Here is a 17,653-nt window from a genome sequence, read left to right as displayed (position 1 = left end):
GTCACCATGAGTGAGAACCTGACCATGCCGACGTTCGCGGCGATCGCGCAGCTCATCGGAGAGAAGTTCGAGGCCCCGCAGGCCGAGATCACCCCGGACACCGTCCTGGAGTCGATCGAGGTCGACTCCCTCGCCCTGATCGAGCTGACGCTACTGCTGCAGAAGCAGTTCGGGGTCACCATCCCGTCGGGCGACGTCACGCCGGACAACACCGTCGGCGAGCTGGCCGCCATCGTGGCGGCGGCCGAGAAGACGGCGTGATGGGTACCGCTCGGCCGGCCGTGGCGGTGACCGGAATCGGCCTGGTCACCGCGGCCGGCATCGGGGTCACGGCGAACTGGGAACGGGTCTGTTCCGGGGTGCCCACGGCCGCCACCGATCCGGAACTGGCCGGGCTTCCGGTCGCGTTCTCCTGCCGGGTTCCGGGCTTCGACGCCCGGGCCCTGCTGGGCCGCAACGCGGCCTGGCGCCTCGACCGGGTCAACCATCTCGCGCTCGTCGCCGCCCGAGAGGCGGTGGCCGACGCCGGGTGGGACACGGACGGTTGGGACGCGCCCCGCGTCGGCGTCGTGCTGGGCAACGCGCTGGGCGGTGCGGTCTCGTACGAGAACGCGCACACCGCCCTGCATACCGAGGGCCCGGACCGGGTGTCGCCGCTGGTCATGGTCAACTGGCCGATCAACATGATCTCCGGGTACCTGGCGATGCAGTTGACGGCGCTCGGGCCGAACCTCGTGGTGGCGACCGCCTGCGCGTCCGGGGTCACCGCCATCGGGGTCGCCCGGGACATGTTGCTGTCGGGTCAGTGCGACGTCGTGATCACCGGTGCGTCGGAAGCCCCGCTGGCCCGTACGCCCATGGCGGCGTACGCGATGATGGGCGCCCTGTCCCGGCGCTCGGACGACCCGGCCGCCGCGTCCCGGCCGTTCGACGCGGACCGCGACGGCTTCGTGGCCGCCGAGGGCGCGGCGATCCTCGTGCTGGAACGCGAGGACGACGCGCGGGCCCGCGGCGCCCGGATCCGGGCGAGGATCAGCGGGTACGGGTCGTCGGCAGACGGACACCACGCCTCCGCGCCCGACCCCGAGGGCAGGGGGGTCGAGCGGGCGCTGCGCGCCGCGCTGGACGACGCCGGTGTCGCGCCGTCCGACGTGGAGCACGTCAACGCGCACGGTACGTCGACGAAGCTGAACGACCTGACCGAATCCGCCGTGATCCGGCGCGTCCTCGGCAGCCCCGCGGTGACGTCCACCAAGGGGGTGACCGGCCACGCGCTGGGGGCGGCCGGAGCCATCGAGGTGGCGTACACCGTGCTCACCGTCGAGAACGGGGTGATCCCCCCGACCGCCAACCTGGAGAAGCTCGATCCCGAGATCGACCTCGACGTGGTCGCCGACCGTGCCCGCACCCGCCGGGTACGGGTGGCCACGAGTCATTCGCTCGGCTTCGGCGGTCAGAACGCGGTCGCGGTCGTCACTGCGCCCTGAATCCGTTTACGCAGAAAGGGTTTACCCGTGAGCCGATCAGTCTTCGTCACCGGCGCCAACCGGGGCATCGGGCTCGCCATCGCGAGGGCGTTCGCCAAGCAGGGCGACCGGGTCGCGGTGGGACATCGTGGACAGCGCCCCCCGGACGATCTGTTCGGGGTGCGCTGCGACGTGACCGACGCCGCGTCGCTCGATGACGCGTACGCACGGATCGAGGCTGAGCACGGGCCGGTCGAGGTGCTGGTGGCCAACGCCGGTGCGATGCGCGACAAGCTCGCCCTGACGATGTCCGAGGCCGACTTCACGGAGTTGCTGGACGTCAACCTCACGGGCGCGTTCCGGGTGGCACAGCGGGCCATCCCGGGCATGCTCACGAGCCGCTGGGGCCGGTTGATCTTCATCTCGTCGTTCTCGGGGATGATGGGGTCGCCGGGCCAGGCCAACTACGCCTCGTCCAAGACCGGCCTGCTGGGTCTGGCCCGTTCGCTGGCCCGGGAGCTGGGCACCCGCGGGATCACCGCAAACCTGGTCGCCCCCGGATTCATCGACACCGACATGGTGGCCGAGGTACGGCCGGCGCGGCGCACCGAGTACATCTCGATGACCGCGCTCGGCCGCCCCGGCACTCCGGAGGAGGTCGCCCACGTGGTGCGCTTCCTGGCCAGCGAGGACGCTTCGTACGTGACCGGCGCGATGGTGCCGGTCAGCGGCGGCCTGGGCATGGGGTGGTAGCCCTGCCGGGCGGCCTGCTCGACGGCAAGCGGCTGCTGATCACCGGGGTACTGGTGGAGAGTTCGATCGCCTTCCACGTGGCCCGGGTGGCTCAGGAGCAGGGCGCCTCGGTGGTCCTGACCTCGTACGGGCGGGCGATGCCGATCACCGAGGCGATCGCGCAGCGGCTGCCCGACCCGCCGCCGGTGTTGCGGCTGGACGTGACGGACGAGGCCGATCTGGCGACGCTCGCCGACCGGGTCGGTGAGCAGCTGGGCGGGCTGGACGGGATTCTGCACTCGGTGGCGTTCGCGCCCGCGACGGCGCTGGGCGGGGCGTTCCTCGACACGTCGTGGGAGGACGTGGCGACCGCGGTGCACGTGTCCGCGTACTCGCTCAAGGCTCTTGTCACCGCGTGCCTGCCGCTACTCGGTGCGGGCGCCTCCGTCGTCGGCCTGGACTACGACTCGGACGTCGCGTGGCCGGGCTATGACTGGATGGGCGTGTCCAAGTCGGCGCTGGGGTCGGTGACCCGGTATCTCGCGCTGTACCTCGGCCCGCGTGGGATCCGGGTGAACCTGGTGACCGCCGGGATGGTGCGGACCGTGGCGGCGCGGGCGGTGCCGGGCATCGACCGGCTGGAGGAGATGTGGCGCACGCGGCCGCCGCTGCCCTGGGACACCGGCGACCCGACCCCGATCGCGAAGGCGTGCGTCACCCTGCTGTCGGACTGGCTACCCGCCACCACCGGCGAGCGGCTGCATGTCGACGGCGGGCTGCACGCCGTGGTCACCTGAGGTCGCGGCGAGCGTCGCCACCGCGCCGGCGATCTGCGCCGCGTACCCGGGGCCGAGGTGGCTGCGGCCGAACAGCAGCCAGTACCACATCGGACCGAACACCAGGTCGACGAGGAAGTCGTCGTCGGCCCGGCGCACCTCGCCGCGGGCACGGGCGCGGTCCACGATGTCGCGGACCGCGCCGCGCCGCTTGTCGATGAGGCGCTCCCAGAGCAGCCGGGCGAACTCGTCGTCCTGCAGCGCCTCGGTGGCCAGTGCCCGGTTGAGCATCCCGCTGGCGCCCTGCTGCGCGTCGAACGTGGCGGACAGCAGGGCGTGCAGGTCGCCGTACAGGGTGCCGGTGTCGGGGTGCGGCAGCCGCTCGGCCGCGTACGTGGCAAGCGCGTCCAGGAAGACCTCGCCTTTGCTGCGGTAGCGCCGGTAGATGGTCTGTTTGGCGACGCCGCTGTGCGAGGCGATCCGCTCCATGGTCACGCCGCGGTAGCCGTACTGCTCGGACAGCTCGAACGTCGCCCGCATGATCGCGTCGTCGACGGCGGCACTGCGCGGGCGTCCGGTCATGGCGCCCACCCTATGTCGCCCAGCTTGATCTTGTCCGGCTTGATCATCACGCCTCCCCGATTGACATACGCACCGTCTCGTATCGATAATACATACGCAACGTCTCGTATTGGAGGACAGATGACGGGACGAAATCCCACGCCGGCGCTGCTCGCCCTGGCGCTCGGCTACTTCACGTTCGGCACCTCGTCGCTGGCGATCATCGGCCTGGGCACGTCGATGAGCCACGACCTGCACGTCAACGCAGCCCTCATCGGGTTGCAGGTGAGCGTCTTCGCGCTCACGTTCGCGGTGGCCGCCCCACTGGCCCCCGTCGTCCTGGGCCGCCTCGACCGGCGGCAGACCCTGCTCGTCGGCCTCGCCGTACTGGCCGTCGGTGGCGTGGCCAGCGCGCTCGCCCCGTCGTACGCGATGCTCACCGGCGCCCGCGTGATCGCCGGGCTCGGCGCCGCCACGTTCGCACCACAGGCGTCGGCCGCCGGATCGCTGATCGTCGACGAGGACAAGCGGCCACGGGCCCTCGCCACGGTGTTCGGCGGGATGACCGCGGCCGCCGTGCTCGGCGTCCCGCTCGCCACGTTCCTCGGTGACCTGGTCGGCTGGCGCTGGGCGCTGGCCGGGATCGCCCTGCTGACCGTGCTGGCGCTGGCGCTGGTGGCGGCACTGCTGCCACCGGTCGAGGCGGGCGTGCCGCCGACCGCCTCGGCGTACGGGCAGGTCGCCCGCACACCCGGCGCCGCCGTGATCGTCCTGACGACCATGTTCTTCATGGCCGCCCAGTTCACGGTGTACGGCGTGGCCGGGGCGTACATCACCGCCCGCTTCGGCGCGACCGCGTCGGAGGTCGCCCTCGTCCTGCTCGCGTTCGGCGTGCTCGGGGTGATCGGCAACGCCTCCGGTGTCCGGGTCATCGCCCGGCTCGGCGGCTCCGCGACGATCAGCCTCACGCTCGCGGGCCTCGGGCTGGCGTTCGCCGGTCTGATCGTCACGCCCGCGACGATCGCGGCGGCCATCGGCCTGTTCGCCTTCTGGGCGTTCTTCAGCCAGCTCTACCAAGCGCCACAACAAGCCCGGCTGGTCGCGCTGCTGCCCGAGCAACGCGCCATCGTGCTCGCCCTCAACGCCTCCACCATGTACGTCGGGGTGAGCGTGGGCGGCCTGCTGGGCGGCACCTTCCTGCCCGAGGTGGGAGCTCGATGGTTGCCCGCCATCGGCCTGATCCCCCTCGCCGCAGCCGTGATGACTCAGGCGGTGTCCGTGCGCAGCGTCGCGCGGCCCTCCGCCGAGACCGTACCCGCCGTTTCGACAAGGAGTGTCCGATGACCACCGCCAACACCCAGGTCGCCCGCGACTACATCGAGAACATCTGGAACAAGGGCAAGACCGAGGACGCCGCCAAGTACATCGCCGACGACCTCATCCAGCACAACCCGAACCTGGCCGACGGCCGCAAGCCGCTGGTCGAGTTCATCGACTCGACGCGCGGGCAGCTGCCCGGGCTCCGGTTCGACATCCGGCGTACCGCCGCCGAGGGTGACCTCGTGTTCGTGCACAGCCTGTTCCTTCCGGCGGCCGGGCAGCGGGGTCTCGCCGTCATCGACGTGTTCCGCATCCAGGACGGCGTGATCGCCGAGCACTGGGACCTCAACGAGGCGGTGCCGGAGACCACGGCGAGCGGCCGCGAGATCGTCTGAACCGCACCCCCGACGAACGGGTCCCGTGTTGCCGCACGGGACCCGTTCGTTTTCCTCATCGGGGCGTGTCGCCCACCTTGTCCACGATCCCCGCCCGGTTGCGGATCTCCAGATTCAGCACGTCGCCTTTCGTGAACCGTCGGTTTCCGTCGAGCGCCTCGGAGAGGTGGTTCTTCACGACCACCGAGCGCAAGCCGATCAACTGGTAGGTCTTCGGATCGAACAGGAAATCGTCCTTGATCCAGCCCTCGACGTTCAGAGTCACCGCGACCGCCGGGCGGCCGTCGAGGTTGACGGCATTCGCGTCGATCTTCACGCCGGGCTTGCGGGCGTACCAGCGGAAGACCGCGGCCTCGACGTCCGGCGGGAGGACCTCCTGCAGGATCATCATTCCCGGGTCGGCCCATTTGGACGTCATCGGCCGCGCGAGATACTGGTCGATCTTCTCCGGTGAGGTCAGCCCGGACAGCACGTCGTACCGCTGCACCACGAAGTGGGCGCTGCCGTTCACCACCTCGGTCTTTCCGCCGTTCTCCCGGTAGGCGCGGACCTCGCCGTCGATGCGTACCCACGACTCACTGTGCACGTCACGGGTCCTGCCCTTCACCAGCGCCACGTTCGGCACATCGTTCGCGTCGATGGTCTGCGTCCGCTGGATGTAGGCGAACTGGTCGGGCCGCGGCGTCACCCACGGCTTCAGCCCGACCGTGAACGCCGCGTTCTCCAGCACCTCGGCCGCCGCGGCCGGCTTGGCAAACGGCAGTTGCGGCAGCACCGGACGACTCGCGACGCCCGGCTTGCCGTCGTGGTGCCCGATGGTGCTCGGCGCGGCCGTGTTGACGTTCTCCACCGCCACGACACCCACGGAGGCGGCCGCCGCGGTCGTCACGGCCGCCGCGATCCGCAACGTCCACCGAGGGCGCCGGCGCGCCGCCGGGCCGGGACCGCTGATCCGGTCCAGCAGCGCCGCCCGGGCCCGGTCGTGCGCCTGCATCGCAGGGGCCTCGTCCGGCCCGAAAACATCCTGAAGTACGTCGAGCTCGTTCACTGCAGTGCCCTTCCCCCAAGCGCCGTACGCATGTCCTGGCGCGCGCGATGCAACCGTGACCGGACCGTGCCGGCCGGAATGTCGAGAGCCGCCGCCACCTCGGGCTGGCTGAGCCCAGCCCACGCGACCAGCAGCAGCACGTCGCGATCGGCCGTGGAAAGCCGGCCGAGCGCCTTCGCCAGCCGGCCCCGTGCCGTCGCGGCGTCGAGCCGCCCGGCGATCGCGTCCTCGTGGGCGCCGACCGGCTCGTCCGGCGACAGCTTGGCCAGCGTCTTGTACCGCTTCGACTCGGCTCGCCCCTGACGGGCGATCAGGTTCGACGCGATGCCGTACAACCAGGGCGCCGCGTCCGGGCGATTCGTGTCGTAGCCATCGATCCGGCTGAAAGCGACCAGGAACGTCTCCGACGCCACGTCCTCGGCCAGGTCACGGCCCAGCCGCCGGGCCGCGTACGCAAAGATCCGCCCGTAGTGCCGGTCGAAAACCGCCGCGAACTGCTCCGGCGACCGTCTGGCCTCGGCGATCTTCTCGGCGTCCGTGGGAAACGAGGCGTCGCTGCGCCCGCTCCCGGTGATCCGCGTCATGTCATCGCCGCGCGGTGCGGCGGTGATGGGCGCATCTCGGGCGTAGCGACCCACGTACACGTCTACGTCCGTCTCCATCGGCTGTCACCATCCTCTCCACCGCACTTCGCAGCTGGCCGCGAAAGTGTTCGCACTTTCTCGCGACAGGATCCTGGGCAGCCGCAACCGGATGGTCAACTGCGCCACAGTGCCTGCCCGGGGCATAGATCAGACCGACTACGGTGGCGTCGTGTCGACACCCCCGGGCCGCGATGGCGATGTACGTGATGCAACGAGTTCCGTGCTGATCGGCGCCCGCTATCGCTTGTTGCGCCGGATCGGCAGCGGCGGTATGGGTGTCGTCTGGCTCGCCCGCGACGAGGTGCTGCGCCGCCAGGTCGCGGTCAAGGAACTGCACCACAACCTCGGCGGCTCGGATCGGACCATCGCCGAGGGGCGGGAGCGCAGTCTGCGCGAGGCCCGTGCGACGGCGGCGCTGCACCACCCGAACATCGTCGCGGTGTACGACGTCGTCGAGCAGGACGACCGCCCGTGGATCGTCATGGAGTACGTGTCCGGCAGGTCCGTGAAGGAGATCGTGGTCGAGGACGGCCCGCTGCCGGTCGACCGTACGGTCCGCATCGGACTCCAGTTGCACGCGGCGCACGCTGCGGGCATCACGCACCGTGACGTCAAACCGGCGAACGTCCTGTTGACCGACGGGGACGTGGTCCGGCTGACCGACTTCGGGCTGGCGCTTCTGCCGGACGCCGAAGGGCTCACCGAGACCGGTGCGGTCATGGGCACCCCCGGATACCTGGCACCGGAGCAGGCCGCGGGACACACCCCGGGCCCGCCCGCCGACATGTTCGGGGTCGGCGCCACCCTCTACTTCGCGGTGGAAGGGGTCGGCCCGTTCGCCCGCGGCGACTACATGGCGATGCTCGGTGCGTACGCTCGGCACGACATCCGGCCACCGCAGCGGGCCGGTGACCTGGCGGCCGTCCTGATGCGGCTGCTTTCCGCGGACCCGGCGAAGCGCCCCGCCGTCGCCGCGGCCCGCGACCTGTTGACCGCGGGCGCGGTACGCCCGGCCAGGCCGTCGCGCCGCGTCCTGCTGGTCGGTGCCGCCGCGGCCGCGGCCGCCGGTGTGACCGCGGCCGCCACGCTGTGGACCGTTCCGGATCGCAAGCGGTCCGGCCGCTCCGCGGCGTCACCGGCGAAGTCCGGACCGGCGCGGGCGGCCGGCCTGGGACCGGCTGCGTGGCACGACGATGACATCAAGGACGTGACGATCGTCGGGTCGCTGGCCCTGGGTATCCGTCCCGGTGACCATGTGGTGGCCCTCGACGCGAAAACCGGCGTCCAGCGCTGGCGTGGGCCCGGCGGCATCTCGGACCTCAAGCAGGTCGGCAAGGGGATGATCGCCGCGATACTGATCACCTCCGGCGGCATGATCATCGACGGCGCGACCGGCGCGCGGAAGTCCAAGACGCCGGGCAGTGATCTCCGGGGTGGTGGTGACGGTGTGGCCGTCTTCCGCCTCGGGTCAGAGGACCTGACGGCATACGACTGCGCCACGAACAAGATCAAATGGCAGGTGCCGTTCGGCCCGGAGTTCGACGATCCGCACCTGTTCAGCTCCGCGGGGCTGTTCTGTGGCTGCGCGCGTGGCGTGCAACAGGACACGCAGACCTGGGACTTTCGCGGAATCAGCATCCAGACCGGAGCGACGATGTGGCTGGCACGGCCACAAGCGGTGGAGCAGGTCCACGGCTCGTGGGCCGACGACAGCCGCCTCTACGTCAACGTCACGCAGGGCGGCCGCGAAAACCTCTTGTGCATCGAAGCCCGCACGGGACGGCAGCTGTGGACCATCACACCGACGATGGGAACCAAGTCGGCAAAGATCGGGGTCAACGACCTTGTTCGTCTAGGAGACGTCGTCGTGATGGCCACCACGGGCTTCTGGGAGCCGTCGCTGAGCGCTGAAGGGCTCATTGCGGTGGCGGCGGACTCAGGTGCGGTGCGGTGGCGTCGCTCCCTGGTCAACCCGTCCGTCGCCGTGACCAGCGACGGTCGCCTGTTCGCCGCCTCCTACGACTCGACCTTGCACGAGCTCGATCCCGCCACCGGTGAGACAGCCTGGTCCGTCTCCACGCCACTGCCGGTGGACCATCTGTACGCCGTGCCCGGCATGATCCTGGCCACCAGCCGGTCCCGTACGACGGCGTACCCGCTGCTGGGAGCCTCGCCGCAGCCGAGCCCCTCCACCGGCAGGTAGGTGAACCGGGCAACGACGTCCGCGCCCGCGGCGCGGCCCTGCTGCCGGGGTGGCCCACCCTGGGGAAACCTTGTTGCGTCGATCATGACAATGGAAGCTGGCCCCCATTCGATGAGAGGCAGGTGAGTGGGATGCAGAAGATTCCAACGATCTTCGTCCGGGACGACAACGAGAGGCGGTTCGTCTCCACCGATCCGCATCCCGCTTGCGAATGGGTCTTCCGGGGGGAAGGCATTCCGACGCGCAAATACGACGGCACCTGCGTCATGTACGACGGCACGGCGTGGTGGGCACGTCGTGAGATCAAGACGGGTCGATCGGCTCCCGCCGGCTTCGTCCTCGTGGCAACCGACCCGGTCACGGGCAAGAGCGTCGGCTGGGAGCCGGTCGAGCAGTCGGGTTTCGCGAAGTTCCACGCCGAGGCCCTCACGGCCGGTGGCCCGGACTGGCGGCCCGGCACGTACGAGCTGGTCGGTCCCAGGATCAACCGCAACCCCGAGCGCAGTACGACGCACCGCCTGGTCGAACACGCCAGCGCGGAACGGCTGGATCTGCGCGAGCGCACCTTCGACGCCATCCGTGCTGCCACCCTGAAGGCCTACGCCGAAGACGGGAGCGAAGGCATCGTGTTCCATGCCGCCGATGGCCGCATGGCGAAGATCAAGGCCCGCGACTTCAGGCCCGACCCAACGGCGCGGTGATACCCGGGCCGGTCTTGCCACCCTGTCTGCCGTCCTCCCACCGTGGAGAAGCTCCGCCTGGGGTCGACGGCGGGCGGGGTGGCCCCCGGCCCGGTGCACCGAGTGAAACAGGTAGACGGGCCAGGGTGGTATCGGGCAGCATCGCGCGGTGCATACCGCAGCTGACGGGGTCGCCATCGACATCATCACGACGGGCGACCATTGGCAGTCCACCTGGTATCCGCCGTCGGAGGTCCCCACCGGCACTCCCCACGGATCGACAGGGGTGTGCGTGGTCGATGGTCAGGTCATCCTGGTCAGCCATGACCGGCGGTACTGGGAGTTTCCGGGCGGCCGACCCGAAGCCGGCGAGGACTGGGCCGACACCTTGGTCCGCGAGGTCAGCGAAGAAGCGTGCGCGACCGTGCTCGACTGTCGATTGCTGGGTTTCAGTCGTGGGGTGTGCCTGCGTGGGCCGGAGAAGGGTCTTGTCCTCGTGCGGGCGTTGTGGCGTGCCGAGGTCCGACTTGGCGAGTGGATGCCCGAGCACGAGATGGTCGAGCGCCGCCTCGTCAATGCGGAACGCACATGGGATGCGTTGTCCCTGACGGCCGGGTGGAAGCCGATCTACCGCCGAATCCTGGCCGAGGCTGGTATCCCAGCCGGTGAGTAGCTTCTGGTCTCATGCCAGGGGAGCCGCCGAAGCCGGGAACGGCGCCGCTGATCCCGTCATGCCGGCGGGGTCACCGTGAGCTTCCCCCGCTTTGATGGAGCGGTGGTTACCTGCCGCCGGCTGGGGCAGGGGTGATGATATCGGGCTCGCGGTGGTCGGCCTGCTGGGTGTGCCAGGTCGTCTCGTACTCGTCAGGGCTGAGGTAGCCGAGTTCTCGCTGGATGCGGCGGGTGTTGTACCAGGTATCGATGTAGGTGAACAGCGCGTTCTCGGCCTCGTCGCGGGTCCGCCAGCTCGTGCGGTAGACCAGTTCGACCTTCAGGGTGGACCAGAAGTTCTCCATCAGCGCGTTATCGAAGCTGTCACCGACCGAGCCCATCGAGGGCAGGATCCCGTTGTCTTGCAAGCGCTGCGCGAACCGGAACGACGTGTAGTTCGAACCCCTGTCGCTGTGGTGGATCAACTCACCATCGCGGACATCACGCGACCAGATCCCGTACTCCAGTGCGGCCAGGATCAGGTCGGTGTCGCAACGGTCGGAGGTCTTCCACCCCACGATCCGGCGGGAGAACACGTCCCGGACCGCGGCCAGCCAGAACACGCCCTCACCGCACGGGATCCGGGTCGCGTCGGCCACCCACAACCGGTTCGGGCCGGTCGCGGTGAAGTCCCGGTTCACCAAATCCGGCGCCGGCGTCGCCGCCGGGTCCTGCCGGGTCGAGCCGCCCCGCCAGCCGCGCCGCAGGAACGCACCCTGCCAGCCCTGGGCGGCCATCAACCGCTCGACACGTTTGCGGCCGACCCGGATCCCGTCGCGGCGTAGCTGCCGGTGCACTCGGTCCGCGCCGTAGGTGTGGCCGGACACTTCCCAGATCTCGTGGATGTTGCTGAGCAGGCCGAGGTCGACCAGGTCCCGGTCGCAGGGCCGTTCGGCCTGGCGGATCCACTGGTAGTAGGTCGACTCGCCGATGTTCAGGACCCGTAGCAGGAGCGCGACCGCGTACCGGTCACGGTGTTCGTCGATGAACCTCATGACCGTCGCCGGGTCGGGTCGAGCTCCGAGGCGAAATAGCTGCTGGCCGCGCGCAGGATCTCGTTGACCCGGCGCAGCTCGGCGACTTCCTGCCGCAGCCGCCGGTTCTCCTCGGCCATCTCCGTGCTCGGCCGGTCATGCCGTTCACCCGCGTCAGCCTCGGCCTGCCGGATCCAGTTCCGCAACGCTTCCGGATGCACACCGAGCTGCTCGGCCAGGCGCTTGATGACCGGTTTCGGGTCCGACTCGCGGTACAAGCGCACCGCACGCGCTCGCAGCTCGTCGGGATATTTCTTCGGTGCCGCCACAGATGCTTCCTCCCCATGGCCATCAGACCATGATCAAGAAGCTCCATGAAAGCGGGGGGAACTCACCGTGAGGGCTGGCGTGTTCGCGGGGTTCTCAACCGTGATTTCGTTGTTGGCGACATCCCGGGCCTCCAGGTAGAAGATGTGCCATTCGCCGCTCGGGGACGAGGCGGGCAGGGTCCCGGTGGTCTCCCAGATTCCGTCCTTGGCGGTGCCGGAGACGAGTCGGCGCGATGTGACCAGGGGGGCCTCGACCCCGCTCGAGTCCCGAACGAAGGCGCTGACGAATTTCACGCCCGAGCCACCGTCCGTGACCCGCATCTGCAGCCGCAGCGTCTGGTCGCGGCCGTTGTCGACGGTGGGGGTCACCCACCGGAGGCTGGACAAGTCGATGACCGGTGCTGTCGTGTCCGGCGGGGTGCCACCGCCAGTGCCGCCGCCGGGCTGGCCGGCGGGGACCACTCCGGTGAGGGTCACGGTGGAGCCTCCCACGATGTCCGCCCCGCTGTGGTATCCCACCTGATCCTGCACCTCGATGTGGCAGAGCCGGTATTCGCCCGGCATCATCCAGCGCGAGGACGTATAGACGTAGAACTTCCAGACGCCGTCAGTGGGCGTGCCGGAGACTAGGTTCGCGAACGGGAGCCGGATGCCGGAGGAGTTCGGGCCGCACAGCGTGGCAGCGCCGTCCGAGACGCCTGCACGGTCATCGGTGACGTGCGCCAACACACGCATCTCAGCCCCGGTTCGGTTGTCGATCGTCGGGGGCCCGTCCCACCGGACCGAGGCGGTATCCACCACGGGGGCCTGCGTGTCCGTGATTCCGGTCACCGTGAACGTCGGGAAGCCGCTGGGACCCTGCAGGGATGTCCGCCGGTTGGTGCGGTCACGCAGGTTGGCGCCTTCCACATGCCATTCGCCGACGGGTACTCCGGCCGGAAGGTCCACGGTGAACTGCATGATTCCGTCGTTGGGGGTACCGGAGACGATGTTGTGTCCGAGGCCCAGGAGAAAGAACCGTTGTTTGGGGCAGCAGCCTTCCGGGCCTCCGGAGACCGTGACGGAGCCGCCGGCGACACCGGAGCGGTCGTCCGTGACACGGACCTGAAAGACCAGTTCGTGCATGGCCGAGTTGTTGATCGTCGGCCTGAGCCACTTGGCCGTCTCGAGATGCATCACCGGCGCGCGCCGGTCATCACACGACGTCCGGTCCCGGGGGTCGGGCCGGCAGGAGTTGACGCCGGTTCCACCCTCCACGTGGTCCGTGCCGCTTCCTCCGTCGAGGTGGTCGTCGCCCTCCTCGCCGTCGATCGTGTCGTTGCCCGAGTTTCCGCCCGCGCTGTCGTTCCCGGCACCGGCATCGATGGTGTCGTTGCCGCCGCCGCCGGTGATCTTGTCGTTGCCGGCGCCCGCATCGATCCGGTCCTTGCCGTCGCCGCCCTTGACGTTGTCTCCGCCGGTACCTGCGTCGACCCGGTCGTTGCCGTTCCCGCCCGCGATCACGTCGTTGCCGTCACCGCCGTAGATCGTGTCGTTGCCGCCATCGCCCGCGATCACGTCGTTGCCGCCACCGCCGAAGATCACGTCGTTGCCGCCGCGGCCGCAGATGACGTCGCGGCCGCTGGTGCCGACCAGCCGGTCATTTCCGGACGTTCCCACGATGGTGCATTTCAGGCGGTGGCCGCTGATCGTCGTGCTCGGCGCCGCGGCCGCCGCCGGCTGCATGCCGTTCAGGGCGCCGACCAGGGTCATCGCCACGCCGGACGCCAGCAAGCCGGCGGCCCGCGACCAACCCGAGACCGGACGACCGGCACGGACCGAGCTACGCGAGCCACGCTGCTTTCGCGTTTCCGCCATGTACCTGCATCTCCCTGATCGCGGCGCCGGCGGCAAGACATGCCGGAGAACCTTGCAATTGTGCGTACGGTGATCGGCCGCTGCACCCACCGCGACGACACCGATGGGATCCATGTAGATATGCCGGACTTACCCGAATGGGGGAGGTTGGTGCGGTCGGAGGCGCCGGAAGGCGACGAGAGCTCGGCCGACGCCGAACAGCCAGATCACTTACGACGTGGTGCGCAGTAGAGCCCGTTGGCGTGGCGGCTTGACCGAGACATAGACGGCCGCGCAGATGTGTTGATTGTGTCGATCAATACCATCCGCGCGGCCTTCGCCCATTGTGCCTTCACCGGCCTCAGCCGCAACCACCTGGGCCTACTGCTGACCGATCTCTTACCCGCCTGGACCGCCGCACGAGAGGACCGGCTGCACGCCCGCCGCACCCGGACCAGGATCCGCAAGCCAGGAGCCGGCCGCCGACCCCGGCTGAGCTTCACCGACCGAGTCGTAATCACCCTGGTCCACCTACGCCTGGCGATCCCACACGCCGCCCTCGCCGTCGCATACGGCGTCGACCGGGCCACGGTGACCCGCGCCGTCACACAGATCCGCCCGCTGCTGGCCCGACGCGGATTCGCCACCCCCGCCGGGACGCGGCTGCACACCCTGGCCGACGTGTTCGCCTACGCCGCCGCCGAAGGCGTCACCCTGCGCATAGACGCCACCGAGATCCGGGTACGCCGCCCCCGGCAAGGGCGCCCAGGCCGCAAAGCGTTCGTGTCCGGCAAGCTCAAACAGAACACCATCAAGACCACCCTCGCCGCCGACCACCACGGCGCGATCCTGTGGTGCGGCGCGACTCGCCCCGGCCGCATGCACGACGTGACCACCGCCCGGGTCGAAGGCGTCGACGCACTGCTCGACGCCTACCCGAGCGTCAAGGTCCTGGTCGACGCCGGCTATCAAGGGCTGGCCCGCGACCACCACGACCAGGTGTCCGCGCCGCCGTTGAAGCTGCGACCCGGGGCACCGACCGAGCAGCAGGCCGCCTGGGAACACGACCGCAAACGCCAGTCCTCGCAGCGGATCGCGGTCGAACACGCCATCGCGGAGCTGAAATGGTGGCGCGTCTTGCAACGCTTCACCGGCCGCCGCGAGTTACTCCCCGAGACCATCAACGCCATCGCCGGCCTCGTCTCGGACAGGTCCGCCGGCCTCACCTGGTAACACGCCATCAACTACTGCGCACCAGGTCGTTAGAGCACGACGAAGGCCCAGGTGGGACGAGGTCTCACCGGGGCCTTACTTGCTGGTCGGGTGGCCGGATTTGAACCGGCGACCTCTTCTTGGGAACCATTCCGCTTATGGGGTTGTCGTTCGTTGTCGTGCGCTGGCGTTGAGCTGCACAAACGCGCTGAGGTGATGATCATCATTTGCCGCGCATAGTCAACGGCTGGCAGGAGTTTTCGGGGGGTAAGTGGGGGGAACCGCAGGCGTGCGATTATGTAGAACGCTGCAAACATGCAATGCCCGCCGCCTTGACCGTCCGGCGTTGGGATGGGTGAGTGCCGTGTGGTCAGCTTGGGTTTGGGTCAGCCCCGGTCCAGGGTCCCGGCAAAGTCGTGCGGATGTCCGACTTGAGTTGATCAGAGTGGAAGCGCCTTGGGTGGTGATAGCAAGACGGGCATGACCGGTTCAGAAGATCATCAAGGTTCCTACGCCATGCTGATCATCCGAAGTGAGTAATGCCCGCGCTGCCATCATCGCTGATCTCGTCCCTGTCCTGCGCACTGGCTTTGACCGTGCCGGAAACCGCTGGTGGGCTTCCTGCCGCGCTTGCCGAAGTGCCGGATCCTCGTTCCCGGCGCGGGGTGCGGCACCCGCTGACGGTGGTGGTGACCGCAGCGGTGTGCGCGGTGGTCGCCGGATACCGCTCGTACACCGCCATCGCGGAATGGGTCGCCGACGTGCCGGACGCAACCGTCCTGGCCGTGGGAATCGCCCCGGACCGGCGGCCCTCTGAAGCGATGATCCGCCGGCTTTTGCAGGCCCTGGATCCGGATCTGCTGACCGCGGCCATCGGCGTCTGGCTCGCCGGCCGCGCCTCGGCCGGCCCACCCGGTGGCCGCCGGGCGATGCTGTCGACGGCAAGTCGCTGCGCGGCTCACGCACTGCCGACACTGGCGCCCAGCACGTCCTCACAGCGTGCGATCAGAACACGAAAACGGTCCTGGCCAGCACCGACGGCGGCAACAAGACCAATGAGATCACCCGGTTCCGGCCGCTGCTTGACCAGATCGGCGACCTGCGCGGCGTGGTGGTCACAGCGGACGCGTTGCACTGCCAGCGTGACCACACCACGTACCTCGCCGAACGCGGCGCCAACTGGATCCTCACCGCGAAAGGTAACCAGCCCCACCTGCATATACAGCTCGCAGGACTACCGTGGCGGCAGGTCCCGGACGCCCACCGCGACGACGACCGCGGACACGGCCGCCGCGAGATCCGCACTCTGAAGATCCTGACCGTCTCTACCGGCATCGACTTCCGAACGCCGCCCAAGCCCTGCAGATCCGACGCCGCAGACGCCGCCTCGATCAGCCGAAACGCTTCACCACCGAGACCGTCTACGCCATCACCGACCTGCAAGTCCACCAGGCCAAACCCGTCCAACTCGCAGCCTGGATCCGCGGCCACTGGTCGATTGAGAACAGCATCCACTGGGCCCGCGACGTCACCTACGACGAAGACCGGTCCCAGATCCGTACCGGCACCGGCCCGCAAGTCATGGCCGCCTTGCGCAACGCCGCCATCGCAGCGCTACACGCCGCGGAAACTACCAACATCGCCGCCGCCAACCGCTACCACGCCCGCGATAGCAGCCGCCCGCTGGCACTTCTCGGCCTCATCTAACGACTTTGCCGGGGCCCTGGCCCCGGTCGGATCCGGCCGCCGTCTATTGCGCGCGACGCGAAGCGCGTCAACTCCCACCGGATCGGCGTCGGGGCCCGCAGGAGCGTATCGCGCACAAAGACGATGTTGTACTGGTGCAGATACTCGAAGTCTCGGGCCACTGGCACCAGCCCGAGGTCGTAGAGGAACGAGACAACGCTCTCGCGTAGCCAATGTCCCTCACCCCACCAGTTCATCTCCTCGACCTCAATGAAGACGACAGAGGTACGGGCGAGCAACTGCCGGGCGCCGTTCAAGACCATCCTGCATGCGCCCTCGACGTCGACCCAGATGGCCGCCCGGTCGAACGACGTGTCGGCGAAGAAGCCGTCCAGCGTGACACCCTCGACCGTGACCTCCTCGAAACCGCGCTGTTGGTCCCCTTCGCGCTGGCGCCTGAGGAGAGACGAGCGACCATTGGCCAACGGGTTGCCGGCGTCGTCGCGGAGCACGTTGAAGGTGACTGGGCCCGGCATATCGGTGAGCGCGTAACCGAGGTACTCGATTCCGGCGCTAACGTTCGACGGCGCGTACCGCACGTAGTTGTAGGGGTTGGCCTCGAAGGCGACCACCCGGGCCGCTGCCAACTCGGCCGTCGCGCGCTGACTCGCGGATGCTTCCTTTGCTCCCGCTTCGACGAACAGATCGACGCCCGCCAGGCTGGCGATCCGGAAGAACAGCTCCACTAAGGCGACGTTCGAAGCGACCCGATCCTCGCGGCGGTCAAGGTCGTACTTCGCCGCGGTGGCCAGCATCGATAGGTCATGGCTAAGCAGCACGCTGGCCTTGACCGCCTCGGCGTGCTCAGGCGCGCAGCCCGCCCCGGTGCCTTGAATGTCGGACACGCGCCGCCTTCCATCGATTTGCTTGGTACACCGGGGCGCCGTGACATGCGACCGGCAGGGTCGCCCTGGCCCCGCGACGACAACGCACGATAACGAACGAAGGCGGGTCGAGCGACTTTGGACCATCGGCCCGGCGCACGGCAAACCGCCTCGGGCGTGGACAGACGCACGGAAC

General features: G+C 69.2%; 18 protein-coding genes and 2 pseudogenes. 13 read left to right on the top strand and 7 right to left on the bottom strand.

Annotated features, from left to right (window positions below; genetic code table 11):
* The first annotated feature begins 6 nt into the window (after window positions 1-6).
* From ACMCNK_RS19920 to fabI, 4 genes are read left to right on the top strand one after another with little or no spacing between them, the layout of a single operon-like run.
* Window positions 7-261 (top strand): acyl carrier protein, encoded by a 255-nt coding sequence (locus ACMCNK_RS19920; protein WP_412737903.1) that lies wholly within the window; start codon window positions 7-9, stop codon window positions 259-261.
* On the top strand, window positions 261-1,487 hold the full coding sequence (locus ACMCNK_RS19915; RefSeq protein WP_412737902.1) for a beta-ketoacyl-[acyl-carrier-protein] synthase family protein: 1,227 nt from the start codon (window positions 261-263) through the stop codon (window positions 1,485-1,487). The genes ACMCNK_RS19920 and ACMCNK_RS19915 overlap by 1 nt, the downstream gene beginning before the upstream one ends.
* Before the next feature lie 27 nt (window positions 1,488-1,514).
* The gene (fabG, locus tag ACMCNK_RS19910) at window positions 1,515-2,219 is read left to right on the top strand and encodes a 3-oxoacyl-ACP reductase FabG (RefSeq protein WP_412737901.1); all 705 of its coding nucleotides are present in this window, start codon (window positions 1,515-1,517) and stop codon (window positions 2,217-2,219) included.
* A gap of 2 nt (window positions 2,220-2,221) precedes the next feature.
* The gene (gene fabI / locus ACMCNK_RS19905) at window positions 2,222-2,995 is read left to right on the top strand and encodes an enoyl-ACP reductase FabI (protein ID WP_412740926.1); all 774 of its coding nucleotides are present in this window, start codon (window positions 2,222-2,224) and stop codon (window positions 2,993-2,995) included.
* On the opposite strand, the gene ACMCNK_RS19900 is transcribed toward fabI, so the two are convergent.
* Window positions 2,933-3,556 (bottom strand): TetR/AcrR family transcriptional regulator, encoded by a 624-nt coding sequence (locus ACMCNK_RS19900; RefSeq protein ID WP_412737900.1) that lies wholly within the window; start codon window positions 3,554-3,556, stop codon window positions 2,933-2,935. The genes fabI and ACMCNK_RS19900 overlap by 63 nt on opposite strands.
* Before the next feature lie 120 nt (window positions 3,557-3,676).
* Between ACMCNK_RS19900 and ACMCNK_RS19895 the strand changes: the two genes are divergently transcribed.
* Both ACMCNK_RS19895 and ACMCNK_RS19890 read left to right on the top strand, forming a co-directional pair.
* Window positions 3,677-4,879, top strand: coding sequence for an MFS transporter (locus ACMCNK_RS19895; protein ID WP_412737899.1), 1,203 nt, complete (start codon window positions 3,677-3,679; stop codon window positions 4,877-4,879).
* Window positions 4,876-5,250: a nuclear transport factor 2 family protein gene (locus ACMCNK_RS19890; protein ID WP_412737898.1), complete on the top strand. Its 375-nt coding sequence runs from the start codon at window positions 4,876-4,878 to the stop codon at window positions 5,248-5,250. Before ACMCNK_RS19895 ends, ACMCNK_RS19890 begins: the two co-directional genes overlap by 4 nt.
* 55 nt (window positions 5,251-5,305) lie before the next feature.
* Here the strand turns inward: ACMCNK_RS19890 and ACMCNK_RS19885 are convergent, their stop codons facing one another.
* Together ACMCNK_RS19885 and ACMCNK_RS19880 are read right to left on the bottom strand one after the other, a co-directional pair.
* Window positions 5,306-6,298, bottom strand: a complete 993-nt coding sequence (locus ACMCNK_RS19885) for a hypothetical protein (RefSeq protein ID WP_412737897.1) — start codon at window positions 6,296-6,298, stop codon at window positions 5,306-5,308.
* Window positions 6,295-6,960 carry an RNA polymerase sigma factor gene (locus ACMCNK_RS19880; RefSeq protein WP_412737896.1) on the bottom strand — a complete coding sequence of 222 codons (666 nt, stop codon included), beginning with the start codon at window positions 6,958-6,960 and terminating at the stop codon, window positions 6,295-6,297. The genes ACMCNK_RS19885 and ACMCNK_RS19880 overlap by 4 nt, the downstream gene beginning before the upstream one ends.
* Before the next feature lie 202 nt (window positions 6,961-7,162).
* Here ACMCNK_RS19880 and ACMCNK_RS19875 point away from each other — a divergent pair, with 202 nt between their 5' ends.
* From ACMCNK_RS19875 to ACMCNK_RS19865, 3 genes are all read left to right on the top strand, one after another.
* A complete protein-coding gene (locus ACMCNK_RS19875; RefSeq protein ID WP_412737895.1) occupies window positions 7,163-9,145 on the top strand; it encodes a protein kinase domain-containing protein in 1,983 nt (660 codons plus the stop codon).
* 131 nt (window positions 9,146-9,276) lie between these two features.
* Window positions 9,277-9,846 carry a hypothetical protein gene (locus ACMCNK_RS19870; protein WP_412737894.1) on the top strand — a complete coding sequence of 190 codons (570 nt, stop codon included), beginning with the start codon at window positions 9,277-9,279 and terminating at the stop codon, window positions 9,844-9,846.
* Between the two features lie 148 nt (window positions 9,847-9,994).
* A complete protein-coding gene (locus tag ACMCNK_RS19865) occupies window positions 9,995-10,498 on the top strand; it encodes an NUDIX domain-containing protein (RefSeq protein ID WP_412737893.1) in 504 nt (167 codons plus the stop codon).
* Between the two features lie 106 nt (window positions 10,499-10,604).
* On the opposite strand, the gene ACMCNK_RS19860 is transcribed toward ACMCNK_RS19865, so the two are convergent.
* The 3 genes from ACMCNK_RS19860 to ACMCNK_RS19850 are packed head-to-tail and all read right to left on the bottom strand — an operon-like array spanning window position 10,605 to window position 13,696.
* Window positions 10,605-11,531, bottom strand: a complete 927-nt coding sequence (locus tag ACMCNK_RS19860) for an IS3 family transposase (RefSeq protein WP_412737892.1) — start codon at window positions 11,529-11,531, stop codon at window positions 10,605-10,607.
* On the bottom strand, window positions 11,528-11,839 hold the full coding sequence (locus tag ACMCNK_RS19855; protein WP_412737891.1) for a transposase: 312 nt from the start codon (window positions 11,837-11,839) through the stop codon (window positions 11,528-11,530). Before ACMCNK_RS19855 ends, ACMCNK_RS19860 begins: the two co-directional genes overlap by 4 nt.
* Window positions 11,840-11,872: 33 nt before the next feature.
* On the bottom strand, window positions 11,873-13,696 hold the full coding sequence (locus ACMCNK_RS19850; RefSeq protein WP_412737890.1) for a calcium-binding protein: 1,824 nt from the start codon (window positions 13,694-13,696) through the stop codon (window positions 11,873-11,875).
* Window positions 13,697-13,984: 288 nt separating this feature from the next.
* On the opposite strand from ACMCNK_RS19850, the gene ACMCNK_RS19845 reads away from it, so the two are divergent.
* The 4 genes and pseudogenes from ACMCNK_RS19845 (at window position 13,985) to ACMCNK_RS19830 (ending at window position 16,594) form a co-directional block, all read left to right on the top strand.
* Window positions 13,985-14,908, top strand: coding sequence for a transposase family protein (locus ACMCNK_RS19845; protein ID WP_412737889.1), 924 nt, complete (start codon window positions 13,985-13,987; stop codon window positions 14,906-14,908).
* 518 nt (window positions 14,909-15,426) lie between these two features.
* Window positions 15,427-15,714: pseudogene (locus tag ACMCNK_RS19840) on the top strand (transposase family protein); the annotation flags it as partial.
* A gap of 53 nt (window positions 15,715-15,767) precedes the next feature.
* Window positions 15,768-16,151: pseudogene (locus tag ACMCNK_RS19835) on the top strand (ISAs1 family transposase); the annotation flags it as partial.
* Window positions 16,127-16,594, top strand: coding sequence for a transposase (locus ACMCNK_RS19830; RefSeq protein ID WP_412737888.1), 468 nt, complete (start codon window positions 16,127-16,129; stop codon window positions 16,592-16,594). The pseudogene ACMCNK_RS19835 and the gene ACMCNK_RS19830, both read left to right, overlap by 25 nt.
* On the opposite strand, the gene ACMCNK_RS19825 is transcribed toward ACMCNK_RS19830, so the two are convergent.
* Window positions 16,591-17,478: an FkbM family methyltransferase gene (locus tag ACMCNK_RS19825; protein WP_412737887.1), complete on the bottom strand. Its 888-nt coding sequence runs from the start codon at window positions 17,476-17,478 to the stop codon at window positions 16,591-16,593. The two genes, ACMCNK_RS19830 and ACMCNK_RS19825, sit on opposite strands and share 4 nt — an antisense overlap.
* Between the last annotated feature and the right edge of the window lie 175 nt (window positions 17,479-17,653).

This window comes from Krasilnikovia sp. MM14-A1259 (assembly GCF_047159535.1).
In the GTDB taxonomy this organism is placed as follows: Bacteria; Actinomycetota; Actinomycetes; order Mycobacteriales; family Micromonosporaceae; genus Actinoplanes.
This window is presented reverse-complemented; position numbering and strand designations above follow the sequence as displayed.

Bases quoted from the DNA above. Each gene is read 5' to 3' on its own strand.
- ACMCNK_RS19920 (WP_412737903.1), top strand. From the start codon at position 7: ATGAGTGAGAACCTGACCATGCCGACGTTCGCGGCGATCGCGCAGCTC.
- ACMCNK_RS19915 (WP_412737902.1), top strand. From the start codon at position 261: ATGGGTACCGCTCGGCCGGCCGTGGCGGTGACCGGAATCGGCCTGGTC.
- ACMCNK_RS19900 (WP_412737900.1), bottom strand. From the start codon at position 3,556: ATGACCGGACGCCCGCGCAGTGCCGCCGTCGACGACGCGATCATGCGG.
- ACMCNK_RS19895 (WP_412737899.1), top strand. From the start codon at position 3,677: ATGACGGGACGAAATCCCACGCCGGCGCTGCTCGCCCTGGCGCTCGGC.
- ACMCNK_RS19890 (WP_412737898.1), top strand. From the start codon at position 4,876: ATGACCACCGCCAACACCCAGGTCGCCCGCGACTACATCGAGAACATC.
- ACMCNK_RS19880 (WP_412737896.1), bottom strand. From the start codon at position 6,960: ATGGAGACGGACGTAGACGTGTACGTGGGTCGCTACGCCCGAGATGCG.
- ACMCNK_RS19870 (WP_412737894.1), top strand. From the start codon at position 9,277: ATGCAGAAGATTCCAACGATCTTCGTCCGGGACGACAACGAGAGGCGG.
- ACMCNK_RS19860 (WP_412737892.1), bottom strand. From the start codon at position 11,531: ATGAGGTTCATCGACGAACACCGTGACCGGTACGCGGTCGCGCTCCTG.
- ACMCNK_RS19850 (WP_412737890.1), bottom strand. From the start codon at position 13,696: ATGGCGGAAACGCGAAAGCAGCGTGGCTCGCGTAGCTCGGTCCGTGCC.